This window comes from Streptomyces sp. BE20 (genome assembly GCF_036322525.1).
In the GTDB taxonomy this organism is placed as follows: Bacteria; Actinomycetota; Actinomycetes; order Streptomycetales; family Streptomycetaceae; genus Kitasatospora.
Genome location: NZ_JAQYWW010001223.1, coordinates 136,905 through 162,942 on the forward strand (window position 1 = coordinate 136,905; position 26,038 = coordinate 162,942).

General features: G+C 70.7%; 23 protein-coding genes. 8 read left to right on the forward strand and 15 right to left on the reverse strand.

Features of this window, described 5'->3' with window-relative positions; all coding sequences use genetic code 11:
- Window position 1 precedes the first annotated feature (1 nt).
- The 3 genes from rplC to PUR61_RS42930 form a co-directional block, all read right to left on the reverse strand.
- Window positions 2-649: a 50S ribosomal protein L3 gene (rplC, locus tag PUR61_RS42920; protein ID WP_327677876.1), complete on the reverse strand. Its 648-nt coding sequence runs from the start codon at window positions 647-649 to the stop codon at window positions 2-4.
- Between the two features lie 14 nt (window positions 650-663).
- Window positions 664-972, reverse strand: a complete 309-nt coding sequence (rpsJ, locus tag PUR61_RS42925) for a 30S ribosomal protein S10 (RefSeq protein ID WP_012785157.1) — start codon at window positions 970-972, stop codon at window positions 664-666.
- 474 nt (window positions 973-1,446) lie between these two features.
- Entirely contained in the window at window positions 1,447-3,162 is a 1,716-nt protein-coding gene (locus tag PUR61_RS42930; RefSeq protein ID WP_329885384.1) for a phospholipid carrier-dependent glycosyltransferase, read from the reverse strand.
- Between the two features lie 506 nt (window positions 3,163-3,668).
- Here PUR61_RS42930 and PUR61_RS42935 point away from each other — a divergent pair.
- Window positions 3,669-4,949, forward strand: a complete 1,281-nt coding sequence (locus tag PUR61_RS42935) for an acyltransferase family protein (protein ID WP_329885385.1) — start codon at window positions 3,669-3,671, stop codon at window positions 4,947-4,949.
- A 189-nt stretch (window positions 4,950-5,138) separates the two neighbouring features.
- Here the strand turns inward: PUR61_RS42935 and PUR61_RS42940 are convergent, their stop codons facing one another.
- From PUR61_RS42940 to rfbB, 4 genes are all read right to left on the reverse strand, one after another.
- On the reverse strand, window positions 5,139-5,915 hold the full coding sequence (locus PUR61_RS42940) for a glycosyltransferase family 2 protein (protein WP_329885386.1): 777 nt from the start codon (window positions 5,913-5,915) through the stop codon (window positions 5,139-5,141).
- Window positions 5,912-6,313, reverse strand: a complete 402-nt coding sequence (locus PUR61_RS42945) for a DUF2304 domain-containing protein (RefSeq protein ID WP_329885387.1) — start codon at window positions 6,311-6,313, stop codon at window positions 5,912-5,914. Before PUR61_RS42945 ends, PUR61_RS42940 begins: the two co-directional genes overlap by 4 nt.
- A 109-nt stretch (window positions 6,314-6,422) precedes the next feature.
- Window positions 6,423-7,739: a lipopolysaccharide biosynthesis protein gene (locus PUR61_RS42950; RefSeq protein ID WP_329885388.1), complete on the reverse strand. Its 1,317-nt coding sequence runs from the start codon at window positions 7,737-7,739 to the stop codon at window positions 6,423-6,425.
- Window positions 7,736-8,710 (reverse strand): dTDP-glucose 4,6-dehydratase, encoded by a 975-nt coding sequence (rfbB, locus tag PUR61_RS42955; RefSeq protein ID WP_329885389.1) that lies wholly within the window; start codon window positions 8,708-8,710, stop codon window positions 7,736-7,738. Before rfbB ends, PUR61_RS42950 begins: the two co-directional genes overlap by 4 nt.
- Before the next feature lie 81 nt (window positions 8,711-8,791).
- Here rfbB and rfbA point away from each other — a divergent pair, with 81 nt between their 5' ends.
- From rfbA to PUR61_RS42980, 5 genes are all read left to right on the forward strand, one after another.
- Entirely contained in the window at window positions 8,792-9,667 is an 876-nt protein-coding gene (gene rfbA / locus PUR61_RS42960; RefSeq protein WP_329885390.1) for a glucose-1-phosphate thymidylyltransferase RfbA, read from the forward strand.
- Window positions 9,664-10,263 carry a dTDP-4-dehydrorhamnose 3,5-epimerase gene (rfbC, locus tag PUR61_RS42965; protein ID WP_329885391.1) on the forward strand — a complete coding sequence of 200 codons (600 nt, stop codon included), beginning with the start codon at window positions 9,664-9,666 and terminating at the stop codon, window positions 10,261-10,263. Before rfbA ends, rfbC begins: the two co-directional genes overlap by 4 nt.
- 187 nt (window positions 10,264-10,450) lie before the next feature.
- On the forward strand, window positions 10,451-11,353 hold the full coding sequence (locus PUR61_RS42970) for a glycosyltransferase family 2 protein (protein WP_329885392.1): 903 nt from the start codon (window positions 10,451-10,453) through the stop codon (window positions 11,351-11,353).
- Between the two features lie 36 nt (window positions 11,354-11,389).
- Window positions 11,390-12,343, forward strand: coding sequence for an NAD-dependent epimerase/dehydratase family protein (locus PUR61_RS42975; RefSeq protein WP_329885393.1), 954 nt, complete (start codon window positions 11,390-11,392; stop codon window positions 12,341-12,343).
- Between the two features lie 208 nt (window positions 12,344-12,551).
- Complete coding sequence (locus PUR61_RS42980; RefSeq protein ID WP_329885395.1) at window positions 12,552-13,661, forward strand: acyltransferase family protein; 1,110 nt, start codon at window positions 12,552-12,554, stop codon at window positions 13,659-13,661.
- A gap of 44 nt (window positions 13,662-13,705) precedes the next feature.
- On the opposite strand, the gene PUR61_RS42985 is transcribed toward PUR61_RS42980, so the two are convergent.
- The 8 genes from PUR61_RS42985 to PUR61_RS43020 all read right to left on the reverse strand — a co-directional run bounded on the left by PUR61_RS42985 (window position 13,706) and on the right by PUR61_RS43020 (window position 23,217).
- Window positions 13,706-14,179, reverse strand: a complete 474-nt coding sequence (locus PUR61_RS42985; RefSeq protein WP_329885397.1) for a GtrA family protein — start codon at window positions 14,177-14,179, stop codon at window positions 13,706-13,708.
- Between the two features lie 15 nt (window positions 14,180-14,194).
- Complete coding sequence (locus PUR61_RS42990; protein ID WP_329885398.1) at window positions 14,195-16,603, reverse strand: hypothetical protein; 2,409 nt, start codon at window positions 16,601-16,603, stop codon at window positions 14,195-14,197.
- Window positions 16,604-16,694: 91 nt separating this feature from the next.
- Complete coding sequence (locus PUR61_RS42995) at window positions 16,695-17,654, reverse strand: glycosyltransferase family 2 protein (RefSeq protein WP_329885399.1); 960 nt, start codon at window positions 17,652-17,654, stop codon at window positions 16,695-16,697.
- 175 nt (window positions 17,655-17,829) lie between these two features.
- On the reverse strand, window positions 17,830-19,023 hold the full coding sequence (gene tuf, locus PUR61_RS43000; protein ID WP_329885400.1) for an elongation factor Tu: 1,194 nt from the start codon (window positions 19,021-19,023) through the stop codon (window positions 17,830-17,832).
- Between the two features lie 233 nt (window positions 19,024-19,256).
- Window positions 19,257-21,362 (reverse strand): elongation factor G, encoded by a 2,106-nt coding sequence (gene fusA / locus PUR61_RS43005; RefSeq protein WP_329885401.1) that lies wholly within the window; start codon window positions 21,360-21,362, stop codon window positions 19,257-19,259.
- A 39-nt stretch (window positions 21,363-21,401) separates the two neighbouring features.
- A complete protein-coding gene (gene rpsG / locus PUR61_RS43010; RefSeq protein WP_148644378.1) occupies window positions 21,402-21,872 on the reverse strand; it encodes a 30S ribosomal protein S7 in 471 nt (156 codons plus the stop codon).
- Window positions 21,873-21,874: 2 nt separating this feature from the next.
- Window positions 21,875-22,246 (reverse strand): 30S ribosomal protein S12, encoded by a 372-nt coding sequence (gene rpsL, locus PUR61_RS43015; protein ID WP_014144289.1) that lies wholly within the window; start codon window positions 22,244-22,246, stop codon window positions 21,875-21,877.
- A 422-nt stretch (window positions 22,247-22,668) separates the two neighbouring features.
- Complete coding sequence (locus PUR61_RS43020; protein ID WP_329885402.1) at window positions 22,669-23,217, reverse strand: DUF1707 and DUF4190 domain-containing protein; 549 nt, start codon at window positions 23,215-23,217, stop codon at window positions 22,669-22,671.
- A 282-nt stretch (window positions 23,218-23,499) separates the two neighbouring features.
- Here PUR61_RS43020 and PUR61_RS43025 point away from each other — a divergent pair, with 282 nt between their 5' ends.
- Both PUR61_RS43025 and PUR61_RS43030 read left to right on the forward strand, forming a co-directional pair.
- Window positions 23,500-24,321 (forward strand): ABC transporter ATP-binding protein, encoded by an 822-nt coding sequence (locus PUR61_RS43025; protein WP_329885735.1) that lies wholly within the window; start codon window positions 23,500-23,502, stop codon window positions 24,319-24,321.
- Complete coding sequence (locus tag PUR61_RS43030) at window positions 24,318-25,988, forward strand: transporter (protein WP_329885403.1); 1,671 nt, start codon at window positions 24,318-24,320, stop codon at window positions 25,986-25,988. The genes PUR61_RS43025 and PUR61_RS43030 overlap by 4 nt, the downstream gene beginning before the upstream one ends.
- Window positions 25,989-26,038 lie beyond the last annotated feature (50 nt).

Sequence of the window (26,038 nt, forward strand, 5' to 3'; positions counted from 1 at the left end):
CTCACAGCCCCTTCGCCGCGGTGCGGACGAGGACGAGGCCGCCGTTCGGGCCCGGGATTGCGCCCTTGATGAGGAGCAGCCCCTTCTCCGCGTCAACGGCATGGATGGTCAGGTTCTGGGTGGTCACGCGCTCGTGGCCCATCCGGCCGGCCATCCGTACGCCCTTGAACACACGACCCGGGGTGGCGCAGCCACCGATCGAGCCGGGCGAGCGGTGCTTGCGCTGCACACCGTGACCGGCGCCGAGGCCCCGGAAGTTGTGGCGCTTCATGACACCGGCGAAGCCCTTGCCCTTGGAGGTGCCGGTCACGTCGACCTTGACACCCGCCTCGAACAGCTCCGCGGTGATCTCCTGGCCGAGGGTGTACTCGGACGCGTCCGTCGTACGGAGCTCGACCAGGTGACGACGCGGGGTGACGCCGGCCTTGGCGAAGTGGCCCGCGAGGGGCTTGTTCACCTTGCGGGGGTCGATCTCGCCGAAGCCGATCTGCACGGCGTCGTAGCCGGCCGGGCTGTCGGCGGTGTGGACCTGGGTCACGACATTGGGCCCAGCCTTGACGACGGTCACCGGAACGATCCGGTTGTTCTCGTCCCAGACCTGGGTCATGCCGAGCTTCTCGCCCAGGATGCCCTTAATCTGCTTAGCCATCTTCGGTGCGCCTCTCAGAGCTTGATCTCGATGTCGACGCCAGCCGGCAGGTCGAGACGCATGAGCGAGTCAACCGTCTTCGGCGTGGGGTCGAGGATGTCGATCAGACGCTTGTGAGTACGCATCTCGAAGTGCTCGCGCGAGTCCTTGTACTTGTGCGGCGAGCGGATGACGCAGTACACGTTCTTCTCAGTGGGCAGCGGCACCGGGCCTGCGACCTGCGCACCAGTTCGGATCACCGTCTCGACGATCTTCTTCGCCGAGGAGTCGATGACCTCGTGGTCGTAGGCCTTGAGCCGGATGCGGATCTTCTGTCCCGCCATGGCTACCTTGTAGTCCTTTTGTCATAAGTCACTGCACGGTCGTCCTCCGACCCCCGCGCTCGGGCGTGTCGCGCCCGCGCTTGCAAAAAACCGGCGAATCACTCCGTCGGTATCAGCTGTGGTCGGTGGAACCCGTCGGTTCCGTGGACGCCCGCGTTGAGGCCCCGCTCACGCTTCCCGGAAGATTCCCGTACTTTCGCCCCGCAGCTGCCGCGGTGTCGACTTCACACCACTGTGTCCACACACTGTCCGTGAACACATGAACGGCCATCACGGGAACGACGAGTACATGGGACTCGCTTCCAGTCCTCCCGGCGGGAGGCGCGCAGCATCGGCACTCAACCGAGCAACTTGGACATACTGCCACATGGAGCAGCCGTAAAGCCAATCGGGGCCGGTGGGGGTCTCCCCCACCGGCCCCGACCGCACGGCCCGGCCGCGCGAAGGTCACGCGGCGGCCGGACCGCGTGACGCTCAGTGCTTGCGCCAGACCATCCAGCCCTGGCCCTTGTTGACCCGCTCGACGTACCACTGCTCCGGGTGGTCGTGCCAGTAGGCCTCGGGCGCCTTGCCCTCCTCCGGCAGCGGGGTGACGATCACGTTCGCCTGCGGGGGGACGGGCTGCCAGCGGGGGTCGCGGTACCAGACCCGGCCGAGGTAGACCTCGTAGGCCTGGGCCATCCGCGTGCTGCCGTCGAGGTCCCAGGCGAGCACCACGTTGTCCTTGGGCTTGATGCCGGCGGCCTTGGTGAAGCCGGTCGCGTAGGTCTTGCGCCAGGACGTGTACGGGTCGGTGATCTGCTCGGTGATGGTGGTCGTCGCGAACCCGGCGAACAGCGCGAGCGAGAGGCCGACCGCCCAGAGGACCTTGCGTCCGCCCGCGAGCAGGAGCATCACGACCGCGCCGAGGATGATGAACGCCGCGGTCGTCGACCGCATCATGTTCAGCTTGCTCCAGTCGCTGGCCAGGAACAGGACGTCCGGCATGCCCCAGCCGATGAAGACCTGCTTGTACAGCTGCGAGCCCGCCGACCAGATCACCAGCTGGGCGAGGAGCAGGGTCAGGCCGACCGTGCCGGCCACCGCGTAGCCGAGGCTGCGCCGGCCGAACCGGGCCAGGACGGCGACGCCGGCCACGAAGGCGACCGGGACCAGGTACGACAGGTAGCGGGCGTAGACCCAGTTGTCGATCCGCGCGTCGTCCGGGAGGGCCGCGGCGGAGGCCAGCGCGGTGCCGAAGAGCAGCGCCACCATGACGCCGCCGACGATCCGGTGCGGGCGCGGGAAGCGGCTGCTGAAGAGCGCGAACAGGCAGGTGACGACCGCCAGGCCGCCGATGCCCCAGGTGGAGACGATGAAGTACCAGATCTGCCCGGTGGTCCTGGTCAGCGTGCGCTGCAGGATGTCGGGGTTCTTCAGGCCGTCCCACAGGTACGAGCCGACCTTGCTCGGCTCCACCTCGAACTGGCGGTTGAGCCACCAGGACAGCGCCTTGGCGAAGAGCACGCCGGCACCCAGCGCACCGAGGCCCGCCACGGTGGTCCGCCACGGCGCCCAGCGCAGCAGCAGGACGCCGACGAAGACCACTCCGGTCAGGGCCACCACGACGCCGCCGCGGTCGTGCGTCGCCAGCGAGTAGGCGGCGGCGGCACCCGTGCCGGCCGCGTACCAGTAGCGGTGCTTGGTGGGGCCGTCGCTCAGCCAGCCGTGCATGCAGAGCAGCCAGGCCAGGATCAGCACCGGCAGGACGGTGTCCGCCATGACGTACTCGGAGTAGAAGATCACCGGTGGCAGCAGCGCGGTGACCCCGGCGAACACGTACGCCAGCAGTCGGCGCAGCCCCAGGCGGCGGAGCGCCAGGTAGGCCAGCGGGAAGACCAGCGCGTTGAGCAGCGCGTTGATCCCCATGATCAGGTGGTAGGCCATCGCCGGGTCGTCGGAGAGCCGCAGGGCCGGGGAGATCAGCAGCGGGTAGCCCCCGGGGATCACCACGCCGACCGGCATCTCGGTGGTCTGGCGTCCGGCGAGCACACGGGCCAGGACGAGGTAGGAGTCCTCGTCCGCATGCACCGAGGGGTAGCTCAGGTGGCGGACGAGCACCAGTCGGAAGGCGACCTCGACGGCGTACCCGACCACCAGGGCGGCCGGCCAGAACCACCGCCGGCCGCGGGCCTCCTCGAACCGCTGCACAGCCCGGGCCGTCAGACCCGTCGACCGGGACGCGGCGACCGGCTGTCCGCCCGTCCGAGCACCGTCCCGGTGCTCCTCGACAGTTTCCGCTGAAGTCTGCACTGAACTCCGACTCTTCCTAGTCCGGCTCCGCATAGGATTTCGGCAGACCGCCCGGCCCGACCGCGGCCCACTCCGCCGGACCGTTCGTCCGAACGGGCCGGCTGCGGAGGTCACGCTAACAAGTGGCGCACCAGGTCATGCGCTTCCCGGTCGCGGCGTACACGGACCGATCGCATCCGGCCCGTTCACATACCACACCCAGCGTGACGCTCATGGTAGCCACAGGCCGCAGGCGTGTCATAACGTGACCGCCGAGTGGTCGCCACGCCGCCGCGCCCCCACGGCTCGAAAACGGCCCCGATAAGCTGGGAACAGCCACTCGTGCAATCCCTCGCCACCGACCCCAGGGCCGCCCCCGACACCCGGGGCCGCCTGGCTCACCTACCGGCCCGGAGCCTCCACACATGTCACGCACTCAGCGCAAGCGGCCCGCCTTGCTGGCTTGCCCCCCGCTGTCCGAGGCGCTCGGACGCAAGAACGGCTTCGGACTGCTGCGTCTCGTCCTCGCGCTCTCGGTGATCTTCGCCCATGCCATGCCGCTCGGCATGGGGAAGCACGACCTCGGTTACGACCAGGCGCAAGGCCAGACGAACGTCGGCGCGATGGCGGTCGCCGGCTTCTTCGTCCTCTCCGGCCTGCTGATCACCCGCAGTGGTATGCGGCTGAGCACCGGCCGGTTCATGTGGAACCGGGCGATCCGCATCCTTCCCGGTCTCTGGGTCTGCCTGCTGGTCACGGCGCTCGTCATCGCGCCGCTCGTCGCGTACCACCAGGGCCGGCTCGACGGCTTCTGGTCGCACCCCCAGGGGCCGTGGTCCTACCTCAAGGCCAACTACGGGATCGGCGTCGGCCAGTGGGGCGTCTCCGGCCTGCTGGACCACAACCCGCACCCGACCGCCTTCAACGGCTCGGTCTGGTCGCTCTCCTACGAGGTGTTCTGCTACATCGCGGTCGCCGCGCTCGCCGCACTCGGGATCCTCCACCGGGCCCGCTGGGCGGTGGCCCTGCTGGTCGCCGGCATGTACGCCTACCTGGTGTCGATGGCGGTGGACTTCGACCGGCTGCGCCTGCCGCTCTACGCCCCGACCGACCTGCAGGGCTGGCGCTTCCCGTTCCTCGACTGGCTGAGCATGGAGATGCTGCTGCCGGTGGGCTTCATGTTCGGCCTCGGCGCGGTCGCCGAGCTCTACAAGAAGCGCCTCCCGATCAACCCGGTCGCCGGTGTGCTGGCGTTCGGCGTCGTCCTCGCCACCGCCCACTACGGCGGTTTCACCGTGATCGGCCTGCCGGCCTTCGCCTACGTGCTGCTCGTCCTGGCCGCGCGGATGCCCGGCCCGCTGACCAAGGTCGGCACCAAGGTCGACCTCTCGTACGGCGTCTACATCTACGCCTTTCCGATCCAGCAGTGCCTGACCCTCTGGGAGGTCAACCGCCACGGCTACGCCGTCTACACGGCCCTGTCGGTGGCGCTGGCGCTCCTCGCGGCGCTCTGCTCCTGGTTCCTGGTGGAGAAGCCCGCCCTCAAGCTCAAGGACCTCGGCCTGCGCCGGCCCCCGAAGGCCGGTCCGGGCACGGCCGGCACGGCGGCCCCGGCAGCGGCTCCCGTCGGCACCACCGCCCCGGCGCCCCTCGGCGGGGTCGGGGTCACGGCGACCACCGCCGGTGGGGTCCACGCGGCCCGCTGACCGGCCGGACACCCGCACCGACGCCTCGGGCCCGGTACGCACCCGCGTACCGGGCCCGAGGCGTTCCGGCGCGCGGAGCCGGCCGCACCGGCAGGGCGGCGCACCGGGCCCGGGAACGAGTCCGGCCCCGCCGCGTGGTGCGGCGGGGCCGGAACCCGGTCACTGTCCTCGTGCCGGTGCTTCCAGGCCCTAGGCCCGGCCGACGAGCTCGGGGCGACGGGCGGCCTGGCGGCTCGCGGGCTGGATCGCCTTCAGGTGCGCGGGCATCCGGCGGATCATCGCGAGCAGCAGCACCAGACCGGCGCGGGACAGGTAGATCATGGCCTTGACCGGCGAGGCGCTGGGCGTACCGGTGGTGCGCTCGCGCATGGCGACCGGCACCTGGCGCACGACGAAGCCGCAGCGGGCCGCGCCGACCATGCTCTCGATGGTGTCACCCAGGTACTCGACCGGGTACCACTGCGCGAAGAACTCGATGAGCGGCTTGTTGCACGCCTTGAAGCCCGACGTGGTGTCGGTCAGGCGGGTGCGGGTGATGCGCGAGAGCACCACCGACAGCAGCTTCATCGCCCACTTGCGCGGGCCGCGCACCTTGTAGCTGCCCTCGCCGTCGAAGCGGGCGCCGATGACGAGGTCCGCCTCGTCCAGCTTGGCCAGCAGGGCGGGGACGTAGGCGGGGTCGTGCTGACCGTCGGCGTCGCACTGGATCGCGACGTCGTAGTCGTGCAGGTGGGCGTAGCGGTAACCGAACCGCATCGCGCCGCCGACACCGAGGTTGTAGGGCAGCTGCGCCACGCGGGAGCCGGACGCCGCGGCGACGGCGGCGGTGTTGTCCACCGAGCCGTCGTCCACGACGAGGGTGTCCACGCCGGGGAGCTTCTGCTGGATCTCGCGGAGGATCTTGGGCAGGCCCTCCGACTCGTTCCAGGCGGGAAGGATGATCAGTACCCGCTTGCCGTCGATCATGCCCTCACCTCGGGGTTGGTCGAGCCGCTCGCCTGCTGGTTCGCACCGGCGATCGGGAAGCCGTGGTGCTCGGCCAGGTGGGCGCGCATCATCGCCACGTCCTCGGCCAGGGTGCGGGTCTCCGCCTCCAGCCGGGAGGCCTCCCAGCTGAGGTGCAGCGACACCAGCAGGACCAGGACGAAGCCGGCGAACAGCACGAGGCTCACGCCGGACGCGATACCGAGCCGGCGCGCGGTTGAGTCCAGGATCGTGGGGAAGAACCCGAGCGGCGCCACGATGACGCCGATCGCGAGCCAGATAGCCGCGTACTTCTCCCGCAGCTGCTGGCGACGCAGCAGCTCCAGGATGTAGACGACCACCAGCACGCCGGTGATCGAAGTGATGACGGTGAGTTGCACGACTGGTTGCGCCTTTCAGCGGCAGTGGCGTGGCCAAGGAAAAGACATATTAAAGGCATGGCGTGAACGAATGACCGCCGCCGGGGGTGCTGGGCGGGGCCGAGGGGTGTCACACCTCTGACGACTGGCGTGCTGCCGGGGTCGCCCGCTCCCGCGCCGAGGGAACGACCGGAGCGGACAGGGAACGGGCCAGCGCCCATAGCATGGCAGCCGCACTCACCGCCGCACCAGCCAGGTACCCGAGTTCGACCCGGGTCGCGATCTCGCCCGGCGACAGGGTCACCGCGACCAGGACGGCGGTACCCGCCAGCCAGGCCAGCAGCTGCCGCTGGTGGCGGCCGAGCGAGAGCAGCGCCTGACCGAACACGGTCGCCAGCATGTAGCAGAGGGTGCCGAGCACGAGCCAGAGGAAGTCGGTCGACCCCAGCACGTCCTGCGCCTTGAACAGCACCTGGATGGCCCACGGCCCGAGGACGACCGTCGGCAGACCGGCCGCCGTGCACATCAGCACGACGATGCCGCCGGTCCGCAGCAGCACCTTCCGGAACTCCGCCTGGTTGCCCGCGGCGGCAGCGCCGGACAGCGAGGAGACCAGCGAGGCCTGGATCGCGGCGTAGGCGAACAGCGGGACGCGGGCCAGCACCACGGCGTTGGCGAGCGCGGCGATCAGCGCCTTCGAGGAGGGCGAGAGCGAACCCACGCTCACCACCGCGGCGTTGACCATCAGCTGGGCGAGCAGGGTGGACCCGGTCAGCAGGCCCAGACCGGTGGTCACGTCGCGCCAGGCCGGGGCCGGGCCGCCGCGCCGGTCGGCGAACACCTTGCGCATCCCGATCACCGAGGCGGCCAGCGGCGAGATCACCAGGATCAGCGCGAACGCCAGCGGCGAGTGGGTGCCGAACAGCGGGATCAGCGCGGCCAGCCCGATCCGCAGCCCGCCGTCGACCGCGAGCTGGGCGCCGTACGCGCCGAAGTGGCCGAGCCCGGCCAGCGCCCCGCGGGCGACCGAGCTGACGGCGAGGCCCACCAGGGCGCCGCCGAGGCCGGCGACCAGCCAGAGGTCACCGGAGAAGAAGCGGTCGGCGATCGGCCGGGCCGCGGCGGCGACCACCAGCAGCACGACGGCCAGCACCACGACGGTGGCCAGCAGGACGCGCCGGATCGCCGGACCCGGCCCGCGACCGGCCACGTCGCGGGCCGCGACCAGGCGGTTGAGCTCCAACTCGACCGGGGAGAAGAGTCCGTACCCGACGGACATGACCACGGTCCAGAGCATGTTGACGCCCGCGACCTGGGTGGTGTCCAAGCTGTGCCCGGCAAGCGCCAGGAAGATGTACGACGAGACACCGAGCACGACGGTGCCGCCGAGAACGAGCCGCACGCCCGGGGGCAGCGCCCCCAGCAGCTTGGCCACCGGGTTCGTCATCGCAGGGAGGCCTTGGCCTTCAGCGGCTCCCACCAGGCGCGGTTCTCGCGGTACCAGGTGATGGTGGCGGCCAGGCCGTCCTCGAAACGGACCTGCGGGGTGTAGCCGAGCTCCTCGCTGATCTTGGTGATGTCCAGCGAGTAGCGCAGGTCGTGGCCCTTGCGGTCGGCGACCGGCTCGACCATGGACCAGTCGGCGCCGGCGGCCCGGAGCAGCAGCTCGGTGAGCTCCTTGTTGGTGATCTCGGTGCCGCCGCCGATGTTGTAGACCTCGCCGGACCGGCCCTTGCGCATGGCCAGCTCGATGCCGCGGCAGTGGTCGGAGACGTGCAGCCAGTCGCGGATGTTGCCGCCCGTGCCGTACAGCGGCACCTTCCTGCCGTCCAGCAGGTTGGTGGTGAACAGCGGGATGACCTTCTCCGGGAACTGGTAGTGCCCGTAGTTGTTGGAGCAGCGGGTGACCACCACGTCCATGCCGTGCGTACGGTGGTAGGCGAGCGCCAGCAGGTCGGAGCCGGCCTTGGAGGCCGAGTACGGGGAGTTGGGCGCGAGCGGCCACTCCTCGGTCCACGAGCCCTCGGAGATCGAGCCGTAGACCTCGTCGGTGGAGACGTGGACGAAGCGGCCGACACCGTGCTTCTTGGCCGAGTCCAGCAGCACCTGGGTGCCCAGGACGTTGGTGACCACGAACGGGCCCGCGCCCTCGATGGACCGGTCCACGTGGGACTCGGCGGCGAAGTGCACGACCACGTCGTGGCCGGGCATGACCTGGTCGACGGCGTCCGCGTCGCAGATGTCGCCACGCACGAAGGTGTAGCCGCTGTGACCGGCGACGGACGCCAGGTTGGCCTCGACGCCCGAGTAGGTGAGCTTGTCGAAGACGGTGATCTGATCCGTTGCGTCGGCGCTCAGCAGCTGCCTGACGAACTCTGAACCGATGAAGCCGGCGCCGCCGGTAACGAGGATGCGCATAGTGCGGGCAGTCTACCGGTGCACCCCGGGGCCATCGCCCCGGGTCAGCAGCAGGCTCCGCACCTCACATAAGCTGCGCGCATGCGTGGAATTCTCTTGGCGGGCGGTACCGGGTCACGTCTGTGGCCGCTGACCCGAGCAGTCTCGAAGCAGCTCCTCCCCGTCTTCGACAAGCCGATGATCTACTACCCGCTGTCGACCCTGGTCATGGCCGGTATCAGCGAGATCCTGATCATTACCACCCCGCAGGACCAGGAGCAGTTCCAGCGCCTGCTCGGCGACGGCTCCCAGTTCGGCCTCAAGCTCGAGTACGCCGTCCAGGAGAAGCCCGAGGGCATCGCCCAGGCCTTCGTGCTCGGCGCCGACTTCATCGGCGACGAGCCCGTCGCGCTGATCCTCGGTGACAACATCTTCCACGGCAGCGGCCTCGGCACCCGGCTCGCGGAGCGCACCTCGCCGCACGGCGGCATGGTCTTCGCCTACCCGGTCGCCGACCCGACCGCGTACGGCGTGGTCGAGTTCGACGACAACGGCCAGGTCATCTCCATCGAGGAGAAGCCCACCCAGCCGAAGTCGCGCTACGCGGTGCCCGGTCTCTACTTCTACGACAACCGCGTGGTCAAGATCGCGTCGGGCCTCAGCCCGAGCGCGCGCGGCGAGCTGGAGATCACCGCCGTCAACGAGGAGTACCTCAAGACCGGCGAGCTGCACGTCACCATCCTCGACCGCGGCACCGCCTGGCTCGACACCGGCACCTTCGTCTCGATGGTCCAGGCCTCCGAGTTCGTGCGGGTCATCGAGGAGCGCCAGGGCTTCAAGATCGGCTGCATCGAGGAGGCCGCCTGGCGGGCCGGCCTGATCGACGACGCGCAGCTGCGCGAACTCGCCGAGCCGCTGTGCAAGAGCGGCTACGGCGACTACCTGATCGCCCTGCTCGACGAGGAGAACGCCCGGTGAAGTTCCGCGAGCTCTCCCTCCCCGGCGCCTTCGAGGTCACCCCGCAGCAGCACGGCGACCCGCGCGGCCTGTTCATGGAGTGGTACCGCTTCGACCGGCTGGAGGAGGTCGTCGGCCACCCGCTGAACCTCGCCCAGGGCAACCTGTCGGTGTCCGCCAAGGACGTCGTCCGCGGCATCCACTTCGCCGACGTCCCGCCCGGCCAGGCCAAGTACGTCAGCTGCGTCCGCGGCGCCGTCCTCGACGTGGTCGTGGACCTGCGGGTCGGCTCCCCCGCCTTCGGCCGCTGGGAGTTCGTCCGCCTGGACGACGTCGAGCGCAAGTCGGTCTACATCCCCGAGGGATTCGGCCACGGCTTCTGCGCGCTGACCGACGACGCCACGCTGTCGTACGTCTGCTCCGAGACCTACAACCCGACCGGCGAGCACGCGGTGCACCCGCTCGACCCGGACCTCGGCATCGAGTGGCCCACCGACGCCCCGCAGCTGTCCGCCCGTGACGACGCCGCCCCGTCGCTGGCCGACGCGATCGCCGGCGGCCTGCTGCCGGACTACGAGAAGTGCCTCGCCTTCACCGAGGGCCTGCGCAACCGCTGAGACCCTCCGATGCCCGGGTCCACCGCTCTGCGGCGGGCCCGGGCATCGTCGTCCGCGGGGCCGCGGCCCGGCCCGCAGCCCGCGCTCGGCCCGGCGGAGGGGCGCGGACGGGCTCAGTATGATGGGCCAGCCACAGGGTCCCTGCCCTGTTCCGGCCCCGACTCCGACCAGCGGATGTGCCTCCACCATGACCACTCTGGAAATCCTGCTTCCGTACTACGGCGACGTCGCGCTGATGCAGGCAGCGGTGCGCAGTGTGCTGGCCCAGACCGACCCTGACTGGCGGCTGACCGTCGTCGACGACGGTCGGGAGCCCGGCGTGCCGGAGTGGTTCGCCGAGCTCGACGACCCGCGGGTCCGGTACTTCCGCAACGAGAAGAACCTCGGCGTCACCGGCAACTACCGCAAGTGCCTGGGCATGGCCGAGCACGAGTACATGATGTTCATGGGCACGGACGACATCATGCTCCCCAACTACGTCGCCACCATCCGCTCGATCCTGGCCCAGTACCCCGGCGTCGCGATGATCCAGCCGGGCGTCCAGGTCATCGACGGCGACGGCAAGCCCAGCAGCTCGCTCGCCGACGAGGCCAAGCGCCGGATCTACGCGCCCAAGCAGCAGGGCCGCACCCTGCGGGGCGGCGAGGACCTGGCGGTCAGCCTGCTCAAGGGCAACTGGCTGTACTTCCCGTCGATCTGCTGGCGCACGGACGCCGTGCGGACCATGGGTTTCCGCGACAACCTGGAGATCATCCAGGACCTCGCGCTCGTCATCGACCTGCTCCAGGCCGGCGAGCAGATGGTCGTCGACGACGTCCGGGCCTTCCAGTACCGCCGGCACGCGGTCAGCATCTCCTCCTCGTCGGCCTTCAGCGGCACCCGCTTCACCGAGGCCCGCCGGTACTTCCTCGACGCCGCCGACCGCCTCGACGCACACGGCTGGCCGCGGGCCGCCAAGGCGTCCCGGATGCACCTGTCGGCCCGGATCCACGCCCTCACCCTGGTCCCTGGCGCGATGCGCGCCGGCCAGTGGGACGGGGCGAAGGCCCTGCTGCGCAACGCCACCAGCACGGCCGCCCGCCCCCGCTGACCCCCGCTCACCACCGTCCCCTGGGAGATCTCCGCAATGACCGCACCGCACACGACCCCCTCCCGGGTGGCCGTCCTCGGCGGCACCGGCTTCATCGGCCGGGTGCTCGGCGCCCGCCTGCTGGAGCAGGGCGTCGAGGTCGTCAGCCTGGCCCGCAAGGCGCCGGCGGTGCCGGCCCCCGGCCGGTTCGTCGCCTTCGACATCTCCTCCGACGCCGCCGCCGACCTCACCGCGCTGCTCGACCGTGAGCGGATCGACACGGTCGTCAACGCGGCCGGCGGCATGTGGGGCCTGAACGACGAGCAGATGTACCAGGCCAACGTCGTCCTGGTGGACCGGCTGATCGAGGCGGTCTCCGCGATGGCCTCCCCCGCCCGCCTGGTCCACCTCGGCACCGTGCACGAGTACGGCATGGCACCGGTCGGCACCGGCCAGCGCGAGAGCGACCCCGCCGCCCCGGTGATGGAGTACGGCAAGCTCAAGCTCGCCGCCACCGAGGCCCTGGTCCGGGCCGTCGAGGCCGGCCGGCTGGACGCGGTCTCGCTGCGGCTCGGCAACGTCGTCGGCGCCGGCCAGCCCGGCCACAGCCTGCTCGGCGTGATGGCCGCCAAGCTGGACGCCGCCCGGCTGGCCGGCGAGACCGCGCAGCTCTCCCTCCAGCCGCTCACCGCCCAGCGCGACTTCGTCGACCTCACCGACACCCTCGACGCCGTCCTGATCGCCGCCCGCGCCGACGTCCTCCCGCCGGTGGTCAACGTCGGCACCGGCACCGCCTCCTCCGCCCGGCTGCTCGTCGAGCTGCTGATCGAGGAGAGCGGGGTGCCCACCGAGATCACCGAGGTCCCCGCGCCGGACGGCACCGGCCCGGAGACCGAGTGGCAGCAGCTCGATGTCACCGTCGCCCGCGAGCAGCTCGGGTGGGAGCCCCGGCGCACGCTGCGCGAGGCCGTCCGGGACCTCTGGCAGGCCCAGGTCGCCTCCTCGGCCTGACCCCCGCACGGCAAGCAGCACGGCAGTACGGCGGTACGAGACTCAGCGGGCCACCGGCCCCGACGGGCGCGGTGCCCGGGCCCCACCGGGTCCGGGCACCGCGCCCGCGCCACCCAATGAACGGGAAGGCACGACACTGCGCGCACTGCTCCGCCCGCACGGCACCCTCGCCGACCTCTGCACGGGTCGGGCCAACAGCTTCGGCGCCGTGCGCCTGCTGCTCGCGGTCGCGGTGGTGGTCTCGCACGTCTACCCGCTCGGCTGGGGCCGGCTGGACCCCCTCTGGAACTGGAGCGGTCACCAGACCGACTTCGGCAAGTCGGCCGTCCTCGGGTTCTTCGCCCTCTCCGGCTTCATGATCACCGGCAGTGCCGCGGCCCTGTCGCCCCTCCGCTTCGCCTGGCACCGGGCCCTGCGCATCCTGCCCGGGCTCTGGGGCTCGCTGCTGGTCTGTGCCCTGGCCCTCGTACCGCTGCTCTACCTCTTCCAGCACGGGTCACTGACGGGCTTCTGGAACCGCCCGGACGGTCCGCTGAGCTACCTGAGCAGCCTCGGCAGCACCTCGCCCGCGGCCGGCTGGGACATCTCCGGCGTGCTGGCCGAGGGCATCCGCCGGTCGACCAACTTCGACCGGAGCCTCAACGGCGCCCTGTGGTCCCTGAAGTACGAGATCCTCTGCTACGCCCTCGCCGGCCTGCTGGCCGCGCTCGGCCTGCTGCGCGGCCGGCTGGTCGTCCCCGCGCTGGCGCTGGCGCTCTGGCTGCTGATCGCCGGAGGACTCGCCGACCTCCCGTCCCCGGGCTCCCCGCTCGTCGGCCCCGGTGTGGCCGTCCCGGTCCTCGGGCAGCTCAGCGGGTACCTGCTGGTGCACCTCGGGTTCGTCTTCCTGCTGGGCGCCGGCCTCCGGCTGTGGGCCGACCGGATCCCGGTGGACGACCGGCTGGCGCTGGCCGCCGGGATCGTCCTGGCCGGGACGCTGTACTGGCGCGGCTATCCCGTGCTCGGCCACCCCGCCCTGGTGTACCTGCTCTTCTGGGCGGCGGCCCGGCTGCCCCGCCGGTTCCAGGCCGTCGGACGCCGCCACGACTACTCGTACGGCGTGTACATCTACGGGTTCCCGGTCGAGCAGGCGGCCGCGCTGCTCGGCTTCGCGCGCTTCGGCGTCCTGGGCTTCTTCGCGGCCGCCATGACCGCGACACTGGCCCTGGCGGCCTTCTCCTGGCACGTCGTCGAGGAGCCCGCGATGCGGCTGCGGAACTGGGCCCCGGGGCCGCGGGGCTCCGCGGAGGGAGCCCGGCCCGCGAAGGCCGGCAGCTGAACCGTCGCGCCGGAGCGCCCACCGACCGCCGACCGCCGACCGGGTCAGCCCTTCCGCTCCTTGAAGACCCAGATCCGCATCAGCACGAAGCGCAGGACGGTGGCCAGGCCGTTGGCGACCACCAGGCCCGCCACCTCGACCGTGCGCGAGGCGTCCGGCGCCGCGAGGTCCAGCAGGGCGAGCACCCCGGCGCTGAGACCCAGGCCGATCAGGAAGGCGACCGCCCCCTGGAGCTGGTGGCGCAGGGCGCCCTCGGCACCCGTGATCCCGAAGGTGAACCGCCGGTTGGCCGCGGTGTTGGCCACCGCGCTCACCGCGAGCGCGATCAGGTTCGCCGCCTGCGGGGCGACGAACTGCCGCGCGACGACGTACAGCCCCAGGTAGAAGAGGGTGCTCAGGACCCCGATCACCAGGAAGGACGGCATCTGGCGCCGGACCGTCCCGGCCGGCCGCGCCGCCGCGGGACCGTCCTGCGCCGGCACGGTCGGCTTGTCGGTGGAGACCATCTGGATGCCCATGATTTCTTCGTCGGATCAGGAGAGCTCGTACACGGCCACCCGGCCGTTGTCGAACACCTGCTTGGTGAGGTCCTTCAGCCGCGGCGACTCGGCCCCGGCCTTGCGGTGGACCACCAGGTACCGGAGCCGGGGGTCGTCGTCGCGCAGCCGTCGCAGGGTGTCCGCCGTCGGATGGTAGAACGCCTCCTCGTTGCGCCTGAACAGGGCCTCGTCCCAGAAGCCCGTCGTGGCCGACACGGCTCCGGCCGCGGTCGCCATCAACCGGGGCGCGTAGGCCCAGCCCTCGATCAGCACCGAGCGTTCGGAGTAGGCGCTCAACCAGTACGAACGGTAGTTGTCGCAGGAGGCGCTGTCCGCGTAGTCCTCGAACTGCCAGCAGTGGCTGTTGGTGGCGAGCACGTCCCGCGGCCCGCTGTGCTCACGGACCCAGCGGGCCGCCTGGACCTGCGTCTCCGGCAGGATCCACGAGCCCTCCCAGTGCACCTTCCGCGCCTGGAGGACGTCCAGGGCCGTCGCCGGGACACCCACCGCCAGCACCGCCGTCAGCAGCACGACGCCGCCGCGGCGCCGCAGCGCCGGCACCGCCCGGCCGGCGAGCCGCCAGAGCAGGCCGCCGGCCAGCGCGAGCCCGGCCAGCGCCGCCGCCGCGACCAGCGCGGGCAGCAGCTTGACGTACGGCGGCTCCCCTGCCGGACCGTCGAACGGCCGGGCCGCGAACGCCTTCCAGTCGTCCGAGTACCGGTAGAGGGTGAGGGTGAGCGCTCCGGCCAGGACCGCCGCCGCGGCGGCCAGCAGGAGCACCGCACGGCGCGGGAGCGCCGCCCGCTCGAAGGTCTCGCAGTACCCCCACGCCGAGAGCAGGGCGGCGAAGGGCAGCCCCGCCAGGGTGAAGTAGCTGGCGTTGAAGCCGTTCACCGCGAGGTAGGCGGCCGGCCCGGCCAGCGCGCCGCCGAGCAGGAACCACTGCACCGGAGCGAGGTCCAGCCGGCTGCGCCACAGCAGAGGCAGCATCCCGGCCGCCTTGAGGTGGTGGTTCAGCACGAACGCGACCAGGATCGCGGCGACCAGCCCGGCCTGCACCGCCGCCGGCCGGGAACCGTCCGGATCCGCCCAGTACCCCCGGACGTTGCCGAACGGGACGACCTCCAGCGCATAGCTCTGGAAGTCGAAGACGGCGGCCGTCGCGAAGAGCTGCGCCGCGCCGATGATCGCCCCCAGGCCGACGATCGTCCACGGGACGCGCCGCGTCCCGATCAGGATCATCAGCCCGGCGAAGCCGAGACCGCCCAGGACCACCGGAAGCGTGCTGGCCTTCGCCGCGCTGGAGGCCAGCGCGAACAGCGCGGCGAGCACGTAGGCGCCGCGGCCGAACGACGGGATCCCCCCGTCGCCCTCCCGGGTCCGCCTCAGGAGGTCGCCGGCCGCACCGATCAGGGCGATCAGCAGCGGCTGGCTGTACGTCAGGGAGAGGCTGGCGAACGACATCAGCCGGACCGCGGGAGCCCCGAAGGTCCAGCTGCCCACGTTGTTGGGGTACGCCGCGGTGAACTCGCCCACCGCGAACACCAGCAGGGCCGCCACCGGGCCGGCCCAGGGCCGGCCCACGAGCCGGTGGGCGACCACCGCGACGGCGAGGATCCCCAGCGCGCCCAGAGCCGGGACCATCAGCCGCATCTCGACCACCGACAGGTCGATGTGCCCGACCAGATCGCCCATCGCCATGTGGACGAAGGTGAACCAGTGGTAGTTCAGCGGCTCCCCCGACACCTGCGGCAGCGTCGGCGGGACGTTGTACTTGGCGTTCCCCGCGAGCGACAGCAGGTAGGGCAGGTCGCCGTACTGCCGGCTGGTCTCGCTGTCCGGCAGGATCGGGAACCGGGCGAGGAAGACCTCGTAGTAGTACGCCAAGGAGAGGGCCACCACGCCGGCCGTCGCCCAGGACCAGCGTTCCGCCGGCCGGCGGTACCCGGCCGGCCGCCAGTGCCGCCGCAGGCCGGGCACCGCCAGGAAGGGCACCACCACCAGCAGCGGCCAGGCCACCGCGAACCTCTGCAGGCCGAGCGGCACCAGCAGGACCCACGCGCCGAGCTCCAGCACGAGGCCGGTGACCGCGCCGAGGACGAGGTCCTCGACCAGGGTGTGGGGGCGGCGGCGGAGCGCCCGGAACACCAGCGTGCCGGGAAGCAGCACGCCCCAGGCCGCGTAGCCCGTGTAGCGGGCGATGTCGCCCGGCGGGGTGTCCGTGGCCAGCAGCAGCGCGACCGCGAACAGGTAGCAGGCCACCGCCGGCGCCCACCGCCGCAGCCCGGCCGGGGCAGGGGAGTCGCGGCGGCCCGCCGTCAGCGACGCGGAAGCACTCGCCCCGCCCGGCGGGCGACCGTCCCGGGACCTGGCCGAGGACGCCGTGCTGTTGGTGGTGCCCATGCTGTCCGTTCCGTCCTCCGTGCCGCGCACCGGAGCCGCCCCGGGCGGCTCGACACGGTTCGCTGCGACCGGATCCGTTCCCCTGTGGAGGTCATCGCGACCGCTCCTGCCACTCGTCCTCGGCCGAGTCGTAGCCGACGAAGTACGCGGGGCGGGCCTGCACGGCCGAGTAGATCCGCCCGATGTACTCGCCGAGCAGACCGACGCAGATCAGCTGCACGGCACCGATGAAGAGCATCCCGATGAAGAGCGACGACCAGCCCGGCACGGTGGCGCCGAGCGCGTACGCGAACGCCGTGTAGACGGCGAGCCCTATGCAGACCAGGAAGCTCAGCAGGCCCATCCAGGTGGCGAGCCGCAGGGGACTTGCGGAGAAGTTGGTGATGCTGTCGATCGCCAGCCGCACCATCTTGGACAACGGGTAGTGCGTCGCCCCGGCGACCCGCTCCTCGCGGACGTAGACGACCTCGCCGCTGGGGAAGCCGAGCCAGGGGACGAGCAGCCGGTAGACCGGCTGGTGCTCGGGGAGGGACTTGAGGGCGTCGACGGCGGCCCGGCTGAGCAGCCGGTAGTCGCCGGCCTGGCTGGGCATCCGCTTGCCGACGAGCTTGCGCATGAGCCAGTAGTAGGCGCCGGCGGTGCGCCGCTTGAAGCGGGTGTCGGTGGCGCGGTCGCCGCGGACCCCGTAGACGATGTCCAGGTTCTGCTCGCGGGCGAGTGCGAGCATCTCGGGGATCTTCTCCGGCGGGTCCTGGAGGTCCGCGTCGATGCTGACCACGTAGTCCCCCAGCGCCCGGTGGATCCCGGCGGTGAGCGCGGCCTGGTGACCGGAGTTGCGCGCGAAGCGGACGATGCGGAACTCGGGCCAGTCCTGGCGGATCTTCTGCATCAGCACCGGGGTGACGTCCGTGCTGCCGTCGTCGACACCGACCACCTCGTAGGTGACGTCGAGGGCGTCGAGTATCGGGCGGAGGCGCTCGACCGTCAGCGGGAGCGCTTCCTGCTCGTTGTAGATCGGCATCACGACCGACAACTGGGGCGCCGTTGGCATGAGGTGCTCCCGCTTTCCGCTGCTGGGGCTGGTTCGTGGCCCGAGAATAGCAGCAGCCTGTGAGCGCTCCGTGAGAGAAGATGAGCGCAGGGTTAAGACCGAAGGGCCCCGCACACCCTGAGGTGTGCGGGGCCCTTCGGATCGCCTGTGGGTCACAGGCAGGTCAGATCGTCAATTACTTGAGGATCTTGGTGACCTGGCCGGCGCCGACGGTGCGGCCACCCTCACGGATGGCGAACTTGAGGCCCTCCTCCATGGCGATCGGCTGGATCAGCACGACCGTCATGGCGGTGTTGTCGCCCGGCATGACCATCTCGGTGCCCTCGGGGAGGGTAACGACGCCGGTCACGTCCGTGGTACGGAAGTAGAACTGCGGGCGGTAGTTGTTGAAGAACGGGGTGTGACGACCACCCTCGTCCTTCGACAGGATGTAGGACTGGGCCTCGAAGTCGGTGTGCGGGGTGACCGAGCCGGGCTTGATGATGACCTGGCCGCGCTCGACGTCCTCGCGCTTGATGCCACGGAGGAGCAGACCGACGTTCTCGCCCGCCTGGCCCTCGTCGAGCAGCTTGCGGAACATCTCGATGCCGGTGACCGTGGTGGTGGTCTTGGTCTCCTTGATGCCGATGATGTCGACAGTCTCGTTGACCTTGAGGATGCCACGCTCGATACGACCGGTGACGACGGTGCCACGACCGGTGATCGTGAAGACGTCCTCGATCGGCATCAGGAACGGCTGGTCCACGGCGCGGGCCGGGGTCGGGATGGCCTCGTCGACCGCCGCCATCAGGCCGAGGAGCTTCTCGCCCCACTCCTTGTCGCCCTCCAGCGCCTTCAGCGCGGAGACGCGGACGACCGGCAGGTCGTCGCCCGGGAACTCGTACTCGGAGAGGAGCTCACGGACCTCGAGCTCGACGAGCTCCAGGATCTCCTCGTCGTCCACCATGTCGGCCTTGTTCAGGGCGACGACGATGTAGGGGACGCCGACCTGGCGGGCCAGGAGGACGTGCTCCTTGGTCTGCGGCATCGGGCCGTCGGTGGCGGCGACGACGAGGATCGCACCGTCCATCTGGGCCGCACCGGTGATCATGTTCTTGATGTAGTCCGCGTGACCCGGGCAGTCGACGTGGGCGTAGTGACGCGCCTCGGTCTGGTACTCGACGTGCGCGATCGAGATGGTGATACCGCGCTGCCGCTCCTCCGGCGCCTTGTCGATCTGGTCGAACGGCGTGAAGGGGTTGATGTCCGGGTGAGCGTCGTGCAGCACCTTGGTGATCGCCGCGGTAAGAGTGGTCTTACCGTGGTCGATGTGACCGATGGTGCCGATGTTGACGTGGGGCTTCGTCCGCTCGAACTTCGCCTTCGCCACTGCAGTCCTCCTGAGGACAGTTCTGTACGCCGTGCTGACGTCAGTTGGTCTTTGATCGGGTTGGGTACGGAGCGCCGAGGCACTCCATGCCGTCCCGCGGGTGGGGGCCGGAGGCCCCGGGAGAATCCGACCGGATTCTCCCGGATTGCCTCCTAATAGCCTAAGGGTTCGCTGTCGTCCCGATCGTCGGGACGTACGGCGGCCTCGAACAGGGAGCCGGCAGGTGCCGGTCCCTACTCGCCCTTGGCCTTGGCGATGATGTCGTCCGCCACGTTCCGCGGAACCTCGGCGTACGAGTCGAACTGCATCGAGTAGCTCGCGCGACCAGAGGTCTTGCTGCGCAGGTCACCGACGTAGCCGAACATCTCGGAGAGGGGCACCAGCGCCGTGACGACGCGGGCACCGTGACGCTCGTCCATGGACCGGATCTGGCCACGACGAGAGTTGATGTCGCCGATCACGTCGCCCATGTAGTCCTCGGGCGTGGTGACCTCGACGGCCATCATCGGCTCCAGGAGGACCGGGGAGGCCTTCCGGGCGCCTTCCTTGAAGGCCATCGAGCCGGCGATCTTGAACGCGAGCTCGGACGAGTCGACGTCGTGCGCCGCACCGTCGAGCAGCTTCACGCGGACACCCTGGAGCGGGTAGCCGGCGAGGATGCCGAACTCCATGGCCTCCTGGCAGCCGGCGTCGACCGACGGGATGTACTCCCGCGGCACGCGGCCACCGGTGACCTGGTTGACGAACTCGTAGCCCTCGGCCTGCTCGAGCGGCTCGATCGCGATCTGCACCTTGGCGAACTGACCGGAACCACCGGTCTGCTTCTTGTGGGTGTAGTCGATGCGCTCGACGGCCTTGCGGATCGTCTCGCGGTACGCGACCTGCGGCTTGCCGACGTTGGCCTCGACCTTGAACTCACGGCGCATACGGTCGACGAGCACCTCGAGGTGCAGCTCGCCCATACCCGCGATGATGGTCTGGCCGGTCTCCTCGTCCGTGTTGACCTGGAAGGACGGGTCCTCCTCGGCGAGACGCTGGATGGCAACGCCCAGCTTCTCCTGGTCACCCTTGGACTTGGGCTCGATCGCGACGCGGATGACCGGGGCCGGGAAGTCCATGGACTCCAGGATGACCGGGTTCTTCTCGTCGGACAGCGTCTCACCGGTGGTGGTCTGCTTCAGGCCCATGACGGCGATGATGTCGCCGGCGCCCACCGAGTCGATCTCCTCACGCTTGTTCGCGTGCATGCGGTAGATCTTGCCGATGCGCTCCTTCTTGCCCTTCACGGCGTTCAGCACCGAGGTGCCGGACTCCAGGCGGCCCGAGTAGACCCGGACGAAGGTGAGCTTGCCGAGGTGCGGGTCCGACATGATCTTGAACGCGAGCGCGGCGAGCGGCTCGTCGTCCGAGGCCTTGCGGGAGATCTTGACCGTGTCGTCGCCGGGCTTGGTGCCCTCGATGGACTCGATGTCCAGCGGCGACGGCAGGTACTTGACGACCGCGTCGAGCAGGGGCTGAACGCCCTTGTTCTTGAACGCGGTACCGCAGAAGATCGGGGTGAAGTCCGAGTTCAGCGTGCCCTTGCGGATCGCGTCCTGGAGCAGCTCGACCGGGATCTCGGCCTCTTCGAGGGCGAGCTCCATGATCTCGTCGCTCACGTTGGAGACGGTGTCGATCAGCTGGGTGCGGTACTCGTCCGCCTGCTCCTGCAGCTCGGCCGGGATGTCGACGATGTCGTACATCTCACCCTTGGCCGCCTCGGCGGACCAGACCAGCGCCTTCATGCGGACCAGGTCGACAACGCCCTGGAAGTCCGCCTCGGCACCGATCGGGAGCTGCATGACCAGCGGGGTGGCGCCGAGGCGGTCCACGATGGTCTGCACGCAGAAGAAGAAGTTGGCGCCCGTGCGGTCCAGCTTGTTGATGAAGCAGATGCGCGGGACGCCGTAGCGGTCAGCCTGCCGCCACACGGTCTCGGACTGGGGCTCGACACCGGCGACACCGTCGAACACCGTCACGGCACCGTCGAGCACGCGCAGCGAACGCTCCACCTCGACGGTGAAGTCGACGTGGCCCGGGGTGTCGATGATGTTGATGGTGTTGGCGACGTCGTCGACCGTCCAGTGACAGGTCGTCGCGGCCGACGTGATCGTGATGCCGCGCTCCTGCTCCTGCTCCATCCAGTCCATGGTGGCAGCGCCATCGTGGACCTCACCGATCTTGTACGAGACACCGGTGTAGAACAGGATCCGCTCGGTGGTGGTGGTCTTGCCCGCGTCGATGTGCGCCATGATCCCGATGTTGCGGACCCTGGCGAGGTCAAGGGAGGTTGCAGCCATGGTGGCTCGTTCTCTCTCTGTCTAGTGACGGGGTACGGACTACCAGCGGTAGTGCGCGAAGGCCTTGTTGGACTCGGCCATCTTGTGGGTGTCCTCGCGACGCTTCACGGAAGCGCCCAGGCCGTTGCTGGCGTCGAGGATCTCGTTCATCAGGCGCTCGGTCATGGTCTTCTCGCGACGGGCGCGCGAGTAGCCGACCATCCAGCGCAGCGCCAGGGTGCTGGCGCGGCCCGGACGGACCTCGACCGGAACCTGGTAGGTCGCGCCACCGACACGGCGGGACTTGACCTCGAGGGCCGGCTTGACGTTCTCCAGCGCACGCTTCAGCGCGACGACCGGGTCCGAGCCGGTCTTCTCACGGACGCCCTCAAGGGCGCCGTAGACGATCCGCTCGGCGGTGGAGCGCTTGCCGTGCAGCAGGATCTTGTTGACCAGCTGGGTGACGACAGGGGAGCCGTAGACCGGGTCGATGATGACCGGGCGCTTCGGGGCGGGGCCCTTACGAGGCATTCTTACTTCTCCTTCTTGGCGCCGTAGCGGCTGCGAGCCTGCTTGCGGTTCTTGACACCCTGGGTGTCGAGCGAACCGCGGATGATCTTGTAGCGGACACCAGGAAGGTCCTTCACACGACCACCGCGCACCAGCACGATGGAGTGCTCCTGCAGGTTGTGGCCCTCGCCCGGAATGTAAGCGGTGACCTCGATCCCGCTGGTGAGGCGCACACGGGCGACCTTACGAAGCGCCGAGTTCGGCTTCTTCGGGGTGGTCGTGTACACACGCGTGCAGACCCCACGGCGCTGCGGGGAACCCTTCAGCGCGGGAGTCTTGTTCTTCTCGACCTTGTCCTGCCGGCCCTTTCGGACCAGCTGCTGGATCGTAGGCACCGTTTCTCCGTTTTCTGTGTGCCAAGGCTTGGTGAAACTAACCTGCGGTGTTCCCTGCACACACAGCCGCGTGGTCGACCCACGCGGTCGGGTGTGTTGGGCTATTCCGACACGGAATCCCATGAGCTGATGTACAGCGGCGGCGCTCTACGCTCGGGGCACTGGAAAGCGCTCCGGCTCGGCGCGGCGGCCGGTGTGCATGCACGCACAAGGACCCGGGGACACCCCAGGCACAAGGTCAGAGCGTACCTAGCGCATCGGGCTCGGTCAAAACAAATGCAACGCCGCAGGTCGTGGCCGTCGGCCGGGTGTCGCCGGGATGTCCCGCACGCGGCCGCCCGGTGTCGGACCCTCCTCCTGCCGCTCTACCACATCGCGGGAACCGTCGCCACCGGAGCGGCCTCCGGCCGCCCCGCGGGCGGTCAGCCGCCGAAGAGCACCACCATCACGCCGAGCAGCATCCAGAACGCGATCGACAGCCAGCCGAAGACCAGGCCGGTGACGGCCATGCCGTCACCCTCCTCGTTCCGCTCCTGCACCTGCCGGCGGCCGATGTGGCCGGTGATCACGGCCGGCAGCCCGAGCATGCCCCCGGTCGGGACGCACAGCAGGCCCAGCACCAGCGAGGTCACCGCCACCGCGTTGGTCCGGCGCTGCGGCGGGAGCGGCTGCGGGATCAGGAACGTCGGCGGCACGACCGGCCCGGCGAGGTGCGCCGGGGCCACCATCGGACCGGACGGCAGGTCGGCCACCAGCTGGGCGAGCTGCCCGTAGGTCTGCGCGGTGCTGGCCGCCGTGAACCGGTCGCCGTACTCGTCCGCCGTGAGCCGCCCCTCGGCGAAAGCCGCCTTCAGCACGTCCACCGTCCGCTCGCGGTCGGCGTGCGCGGCACGCATCGCCGCCTGCGCCGAGACGGCAGGCTGGCGCCCCCCGGCCCCGTACCCCGGTTCGCCCCACGGCTGAACGGCCATCCGCCACCTCCCGGCGCCCCTGCGTGCATCGGCACGCCCACTGGTCCTCATAGTGCAGGACGAACGGGGGCCCTGAGTAGTTGCCACCTTCCGGTTATTCGACTCCGCCCCTGCACGGGCCCGGCCGGACCCGGCCCCGCCTCACCCGTTCGGCCCAGACACGCCCGGAACGTCCGCACACGGGACAGGGCCGCCCGGACGGTGGCAGGCTGTCGTCGGACCGATGTCGATCATGGAACGATCATGGACCCGACCGCCCGCCCACCAGCAGAGAGGGCCACCATGCAGGCGTCAGCGCCGCCGCCGTCCCCCGCCCCCGATTCCCCCGTTCCCCCGGCCGCTCCCTCCGCCGTCTCCGTCCGGGGGCTGTGGAAGCACTTCGGCAGCCAGGCCGCGGTGGCCGGGCTCAGCCTGGAGCTGCCGACCGGGGCGTTCATCGGGCTGGTCGGCCCGAACGGCGCCGGCAAGACCACCACCCTGTCGATGGCCACCGGTCTGCTCCGCCCCGACCAGGGCACCGTCCTGATCCACGGCGCCGACGTCTGGGCCGACCCGGTCGCGGCCAAGTCCCGGATCGGCATCCTCCCCGAGGGCCTGCGGATGTTCGAGCGCCTCAGCGGCCGCGAACTGCTGCAGTACAACGGCCGGCTGCGCGGCCTGCCCGGCGCCGAGGTCGACCGCCGGGCCGAGGAACTGCTCGCCGTGCTCGACCTGACCGGCCACGCCGACAAGCTGGTCGCCGACTACTCCACCGGCATGCGCAAGAAGATCGGCCTCGCCTCCGCACTGCTGCACAACCCGGACGTGCTCTTCCTCGACGAGCCCTTCGAGGGCGTCGACCCGGTCTCCGCCCAGACCATCCGCGGCGTGCTCAAGCGGTACGCGGCGGCCGGCTCCACGGTCGTCTTCTCCAGCCACGTGATGGAGCTGGTCGAGCAGCTCTGCGACTGGGTCGCCGTGATCAGCGCCGGCCAGGTCATCGCCCACGGCCCGCTCGACGCCGTCCGCGGCGGGCGCAGCCTGCACGAGGCGTTCCTCGACCTCATCGGCGTCCGCGAGGACGACGGCCGCTCCCTCGACTGGCTCGGCGGGGGCGAGCGGTGAGCTCCTCCCCCGCAGCCGTCCCCGCCGCCGTCCCCGCCGCCCCGTCCGTCCGGGGCGGCGTGCCCGACGACCGGACGGTGGTCCGGACCCTCGTCTCGCTCAAGCTCCGACTGCTCCGCAACGGCCTGCGCCGCAGCCGCGGCCGGGCCGCCCTGTACGTCGTCGGCGCCGTCCTCGGCGTGCTCTTCGCCGCCGGGATCGCGGTCGCCTTCGCCCTGCTCGACCGCCCCACCGAGGCCGGCTCGGCCGGCGACGCGGGTGTCGTCCTCGCCGGCGCGCTCGCCCTCGGCTGGGCCGCGATCCCGCTGTTCCTGTTCTCCAGCGACGAGAGCGCCGACCCGACCCGGCTCACCATGCTCCCGCTGCGGCCCGCCCCGCTGCTCCGCGGCTCGGTGCTGGCCTCACTGATCGGGCCCGGCCCGCTGGTCAGCCTGATCCTGCTCACCGGGGCCGCGCTCTCCGGCGCCGACGGCATGGCGTCGGCGGTGGCCGGTGCGGTCGGCGTCCCGCTGGCCGTACTCACCGTGGTCGTGCTGTCCCGCTCGGTCGCGGCCGGGAACGCCCGGCTGCTCTCCAGCCGGCGCGGCAAGGACTTCGCCATCTTCGGCGGGCTGCTCTTCGCCCTGCTGGTGCAGATCGCCAACGTCGGTTCGCAGAGCGTCTTCGGCAAGGCCGGCGAGCACGGCCTCGACCTCAGCCCGCTGGCACCGGTCGCCTCGGTGCTGCGCTGGGTGCCGCCGGTCGGCGCCGTCGACGCGGCCCGCACGGCAGGCGAGGGCCGGTACGGCCTGGCGCTGCTCCAGCTGGCGGCGACCGCTGGCCTGCTGGTGCTGCTGCTGCGCTGGTGGCGCTCCAGCCTCCAGCAGCTGATGGTCACCGCCGACGCCTCCACCCTGGAGGTGGTGCGCGCCGTCCAGGGTGCGCGCGGCGCGCGCTTCCTCCCGGGCGGCCGGGTCGGCGCGGTGATGCAGCGTCACCTGCGGTACGCCTGGCGGGAGCCGCGGGCGAAGGCCGCCGTCTTCACCAGCATCGGCATGACCCTGGTGATCTGCGTGCTGTCGGTGGTCCAGGGCTGGGCGACGGTCTACCTGGTGGCGATGGCCGGGATGTTCCTCGGTCTGCAGATGCTCAACCTGTTCGGCATGGACGGGTCGGCGTTCTGGATGGTCGCCGCCACCCTGCTCACCCCGGCCGACGCCCGGGACGAGCTGCGCGGCCGGGCCTTCGCCGTCCTCTCCTACGCCGTCCCGATCACCCTCGTGCTCGCGCCGGCCCTGGCGGCGGTCAGCGGCGACTGGGCCGGTCTGCCGGCGGCCACCGGCGTGGCCTTCGCCCTGCTCGGCAGCGGCATCGCGATCGGCTCCGTACTCAGCGTGCTCGCGCCGTACACCATGCCCGCCGACAACAACCCGATGCGCAACGCGGCGCCCGGCCAGGGCGGGCTGGTGATGGTCAACAGCTTCGGTTCGATCTTCGGCAGCGCCGTCCTCGCCTCCCCGGTCGCGGGCTACCTCGGCTGGGCGCTGGCCGCCGACGGCCCGACCTGGCCCGTCCTCCTGGTCGGACCCGCCTACGGCGCCCTCGTCGCCGCCCTCGGCCTGCGCCTCGCCGCCGGCCGCCTGCTGGAACGCCTCCCGGAGATCCTCGCCAAGACCGTCGAGCGCTGACGCGGAGGGGCGGGACGGGTGAGGAGTCCACCCGCCCCGCCCCCCGCGGT

What these genes read in the sequence shown, in the direction of transcription:
- PUR61_RS42990 (WP_329885398.1), bottom strand. Translation starts at nt 16,603, where the DNA reads ATGGGCACCACCAACAGCACGGCGTCCTCGGCCAGGTCCCGGGACGGT.
- PUR61_RS42995 (WP_329885399.1), bottom strand. Translation starts at nt 17,654, where the DNA reads ATGCCAACGGCGCCCCAGTTGTCGGTCGTGATGCCGATCTACAACGAG.
- PUR61_RS43025 (WP_329885735.1), top strand. Translation starts at nt 23,500, where the DNA reads ATGCAGGCGTCAGCGCCGCCGCCGTCCCCCGCCCCCGATTCCCCCGTT.
- rpsG (WP_148644378.1), bottom strand. Translation starts at nt 21,872, where the DNA reads ATGCCTCGTAAGGGCCCCGCCCCGAAGCGCCCGGTCATCATCGACCCG.
- rfbB (WP_329885389.1), bottom strand. Translation starts at nt 8,710, where the DNA reads ATGCGCATCCTCGTTACCGGCGGCGCCGGCTTCATCGGTTCAGAGTTC.
- rpsJ (WP_012785157.1), bottom strand. Translation starts at nt 972, where the DNA reads ATGGCGGGACAGAAGATCCGCATCCGGCTCAAGGCCTACGACCACGAG.
- fusA (WP_329885401.1), bottom strand. Translation starts at nt 21,362, where the DNA reads ATGGCTGCAACCTCCCTTGACCTCGCCAGGGTCCGCAACATCGGGATC.
- PUR61_RS42940 (WP_329885386.1), bottom strand. Translation starts at nt 5,915, where the DNA reads ATGATCGACGGCAAGCGGGTACTGATCATCCTTCCCGCCTGGAACGAG.
- rplC (WP_327677876.1), bottom strand. Translation starts at nt 649, where the DNA reads ATGGCTAAGCAGATTAAGGGCATCCTGGGCGAGAAGCTCGGCATGACC.
- PUR61_RS42950 (WP_329885388.1), bottom strand. Translation starts at nt 7,739, where the DNA reads ATGACGAACCCGGTGGCCAAGCTGCTGGGGGCGCTGCCCCCGGGCGTG.
- PUR61_RS42970 (WP_329885392.1), top strand. Translation starts at nt 10,451, where the DNA reads ATGACCACTCTGGAAATCCTGCTTCCGTACTACGGCGACGTCGCGCTG.
- rfbA (WP_329885390.1), top strand. Translation starts at nt 8,792, where the DNA reads ATGCGTGGAATTCTCTTGGCGGGCGGTACCGGGTCACGTCTGTGGCCG.
- PUR61_RS43020 (WP_329885402.1), bottom strand. Translation starts at nt 23,217, where the DNA reads ATGGCCGTTCAGCCGTGGGGCGAACCGGGGTACGGGGCCGGGGGGCGC.
- PUR61_RS42975 (WP_329885393.1), top strand. Translation starts at nt 11,390, where the DNA reads ATGACCGCACCGCACACGACCCCCTCCCGGGTGGCCGTCCTCGGCGGC.
- PUR61_RS42935 (WP_329885385.1), top strand. Translation starts at nt 3,669, where the DNA reads ATGTCACGCACTCAGCGCAAGCGGCCCGCCTTGCTGGCTTGCCCCCCG.
- PUR61_RS42985 (WP_329885397.1), bottom strand. Translation starts at nt 14,179, where the DNA reads ATGGGCATCCAGATGGTCTCCACCGACAAGCCGACCGTGCCGGCGCAG.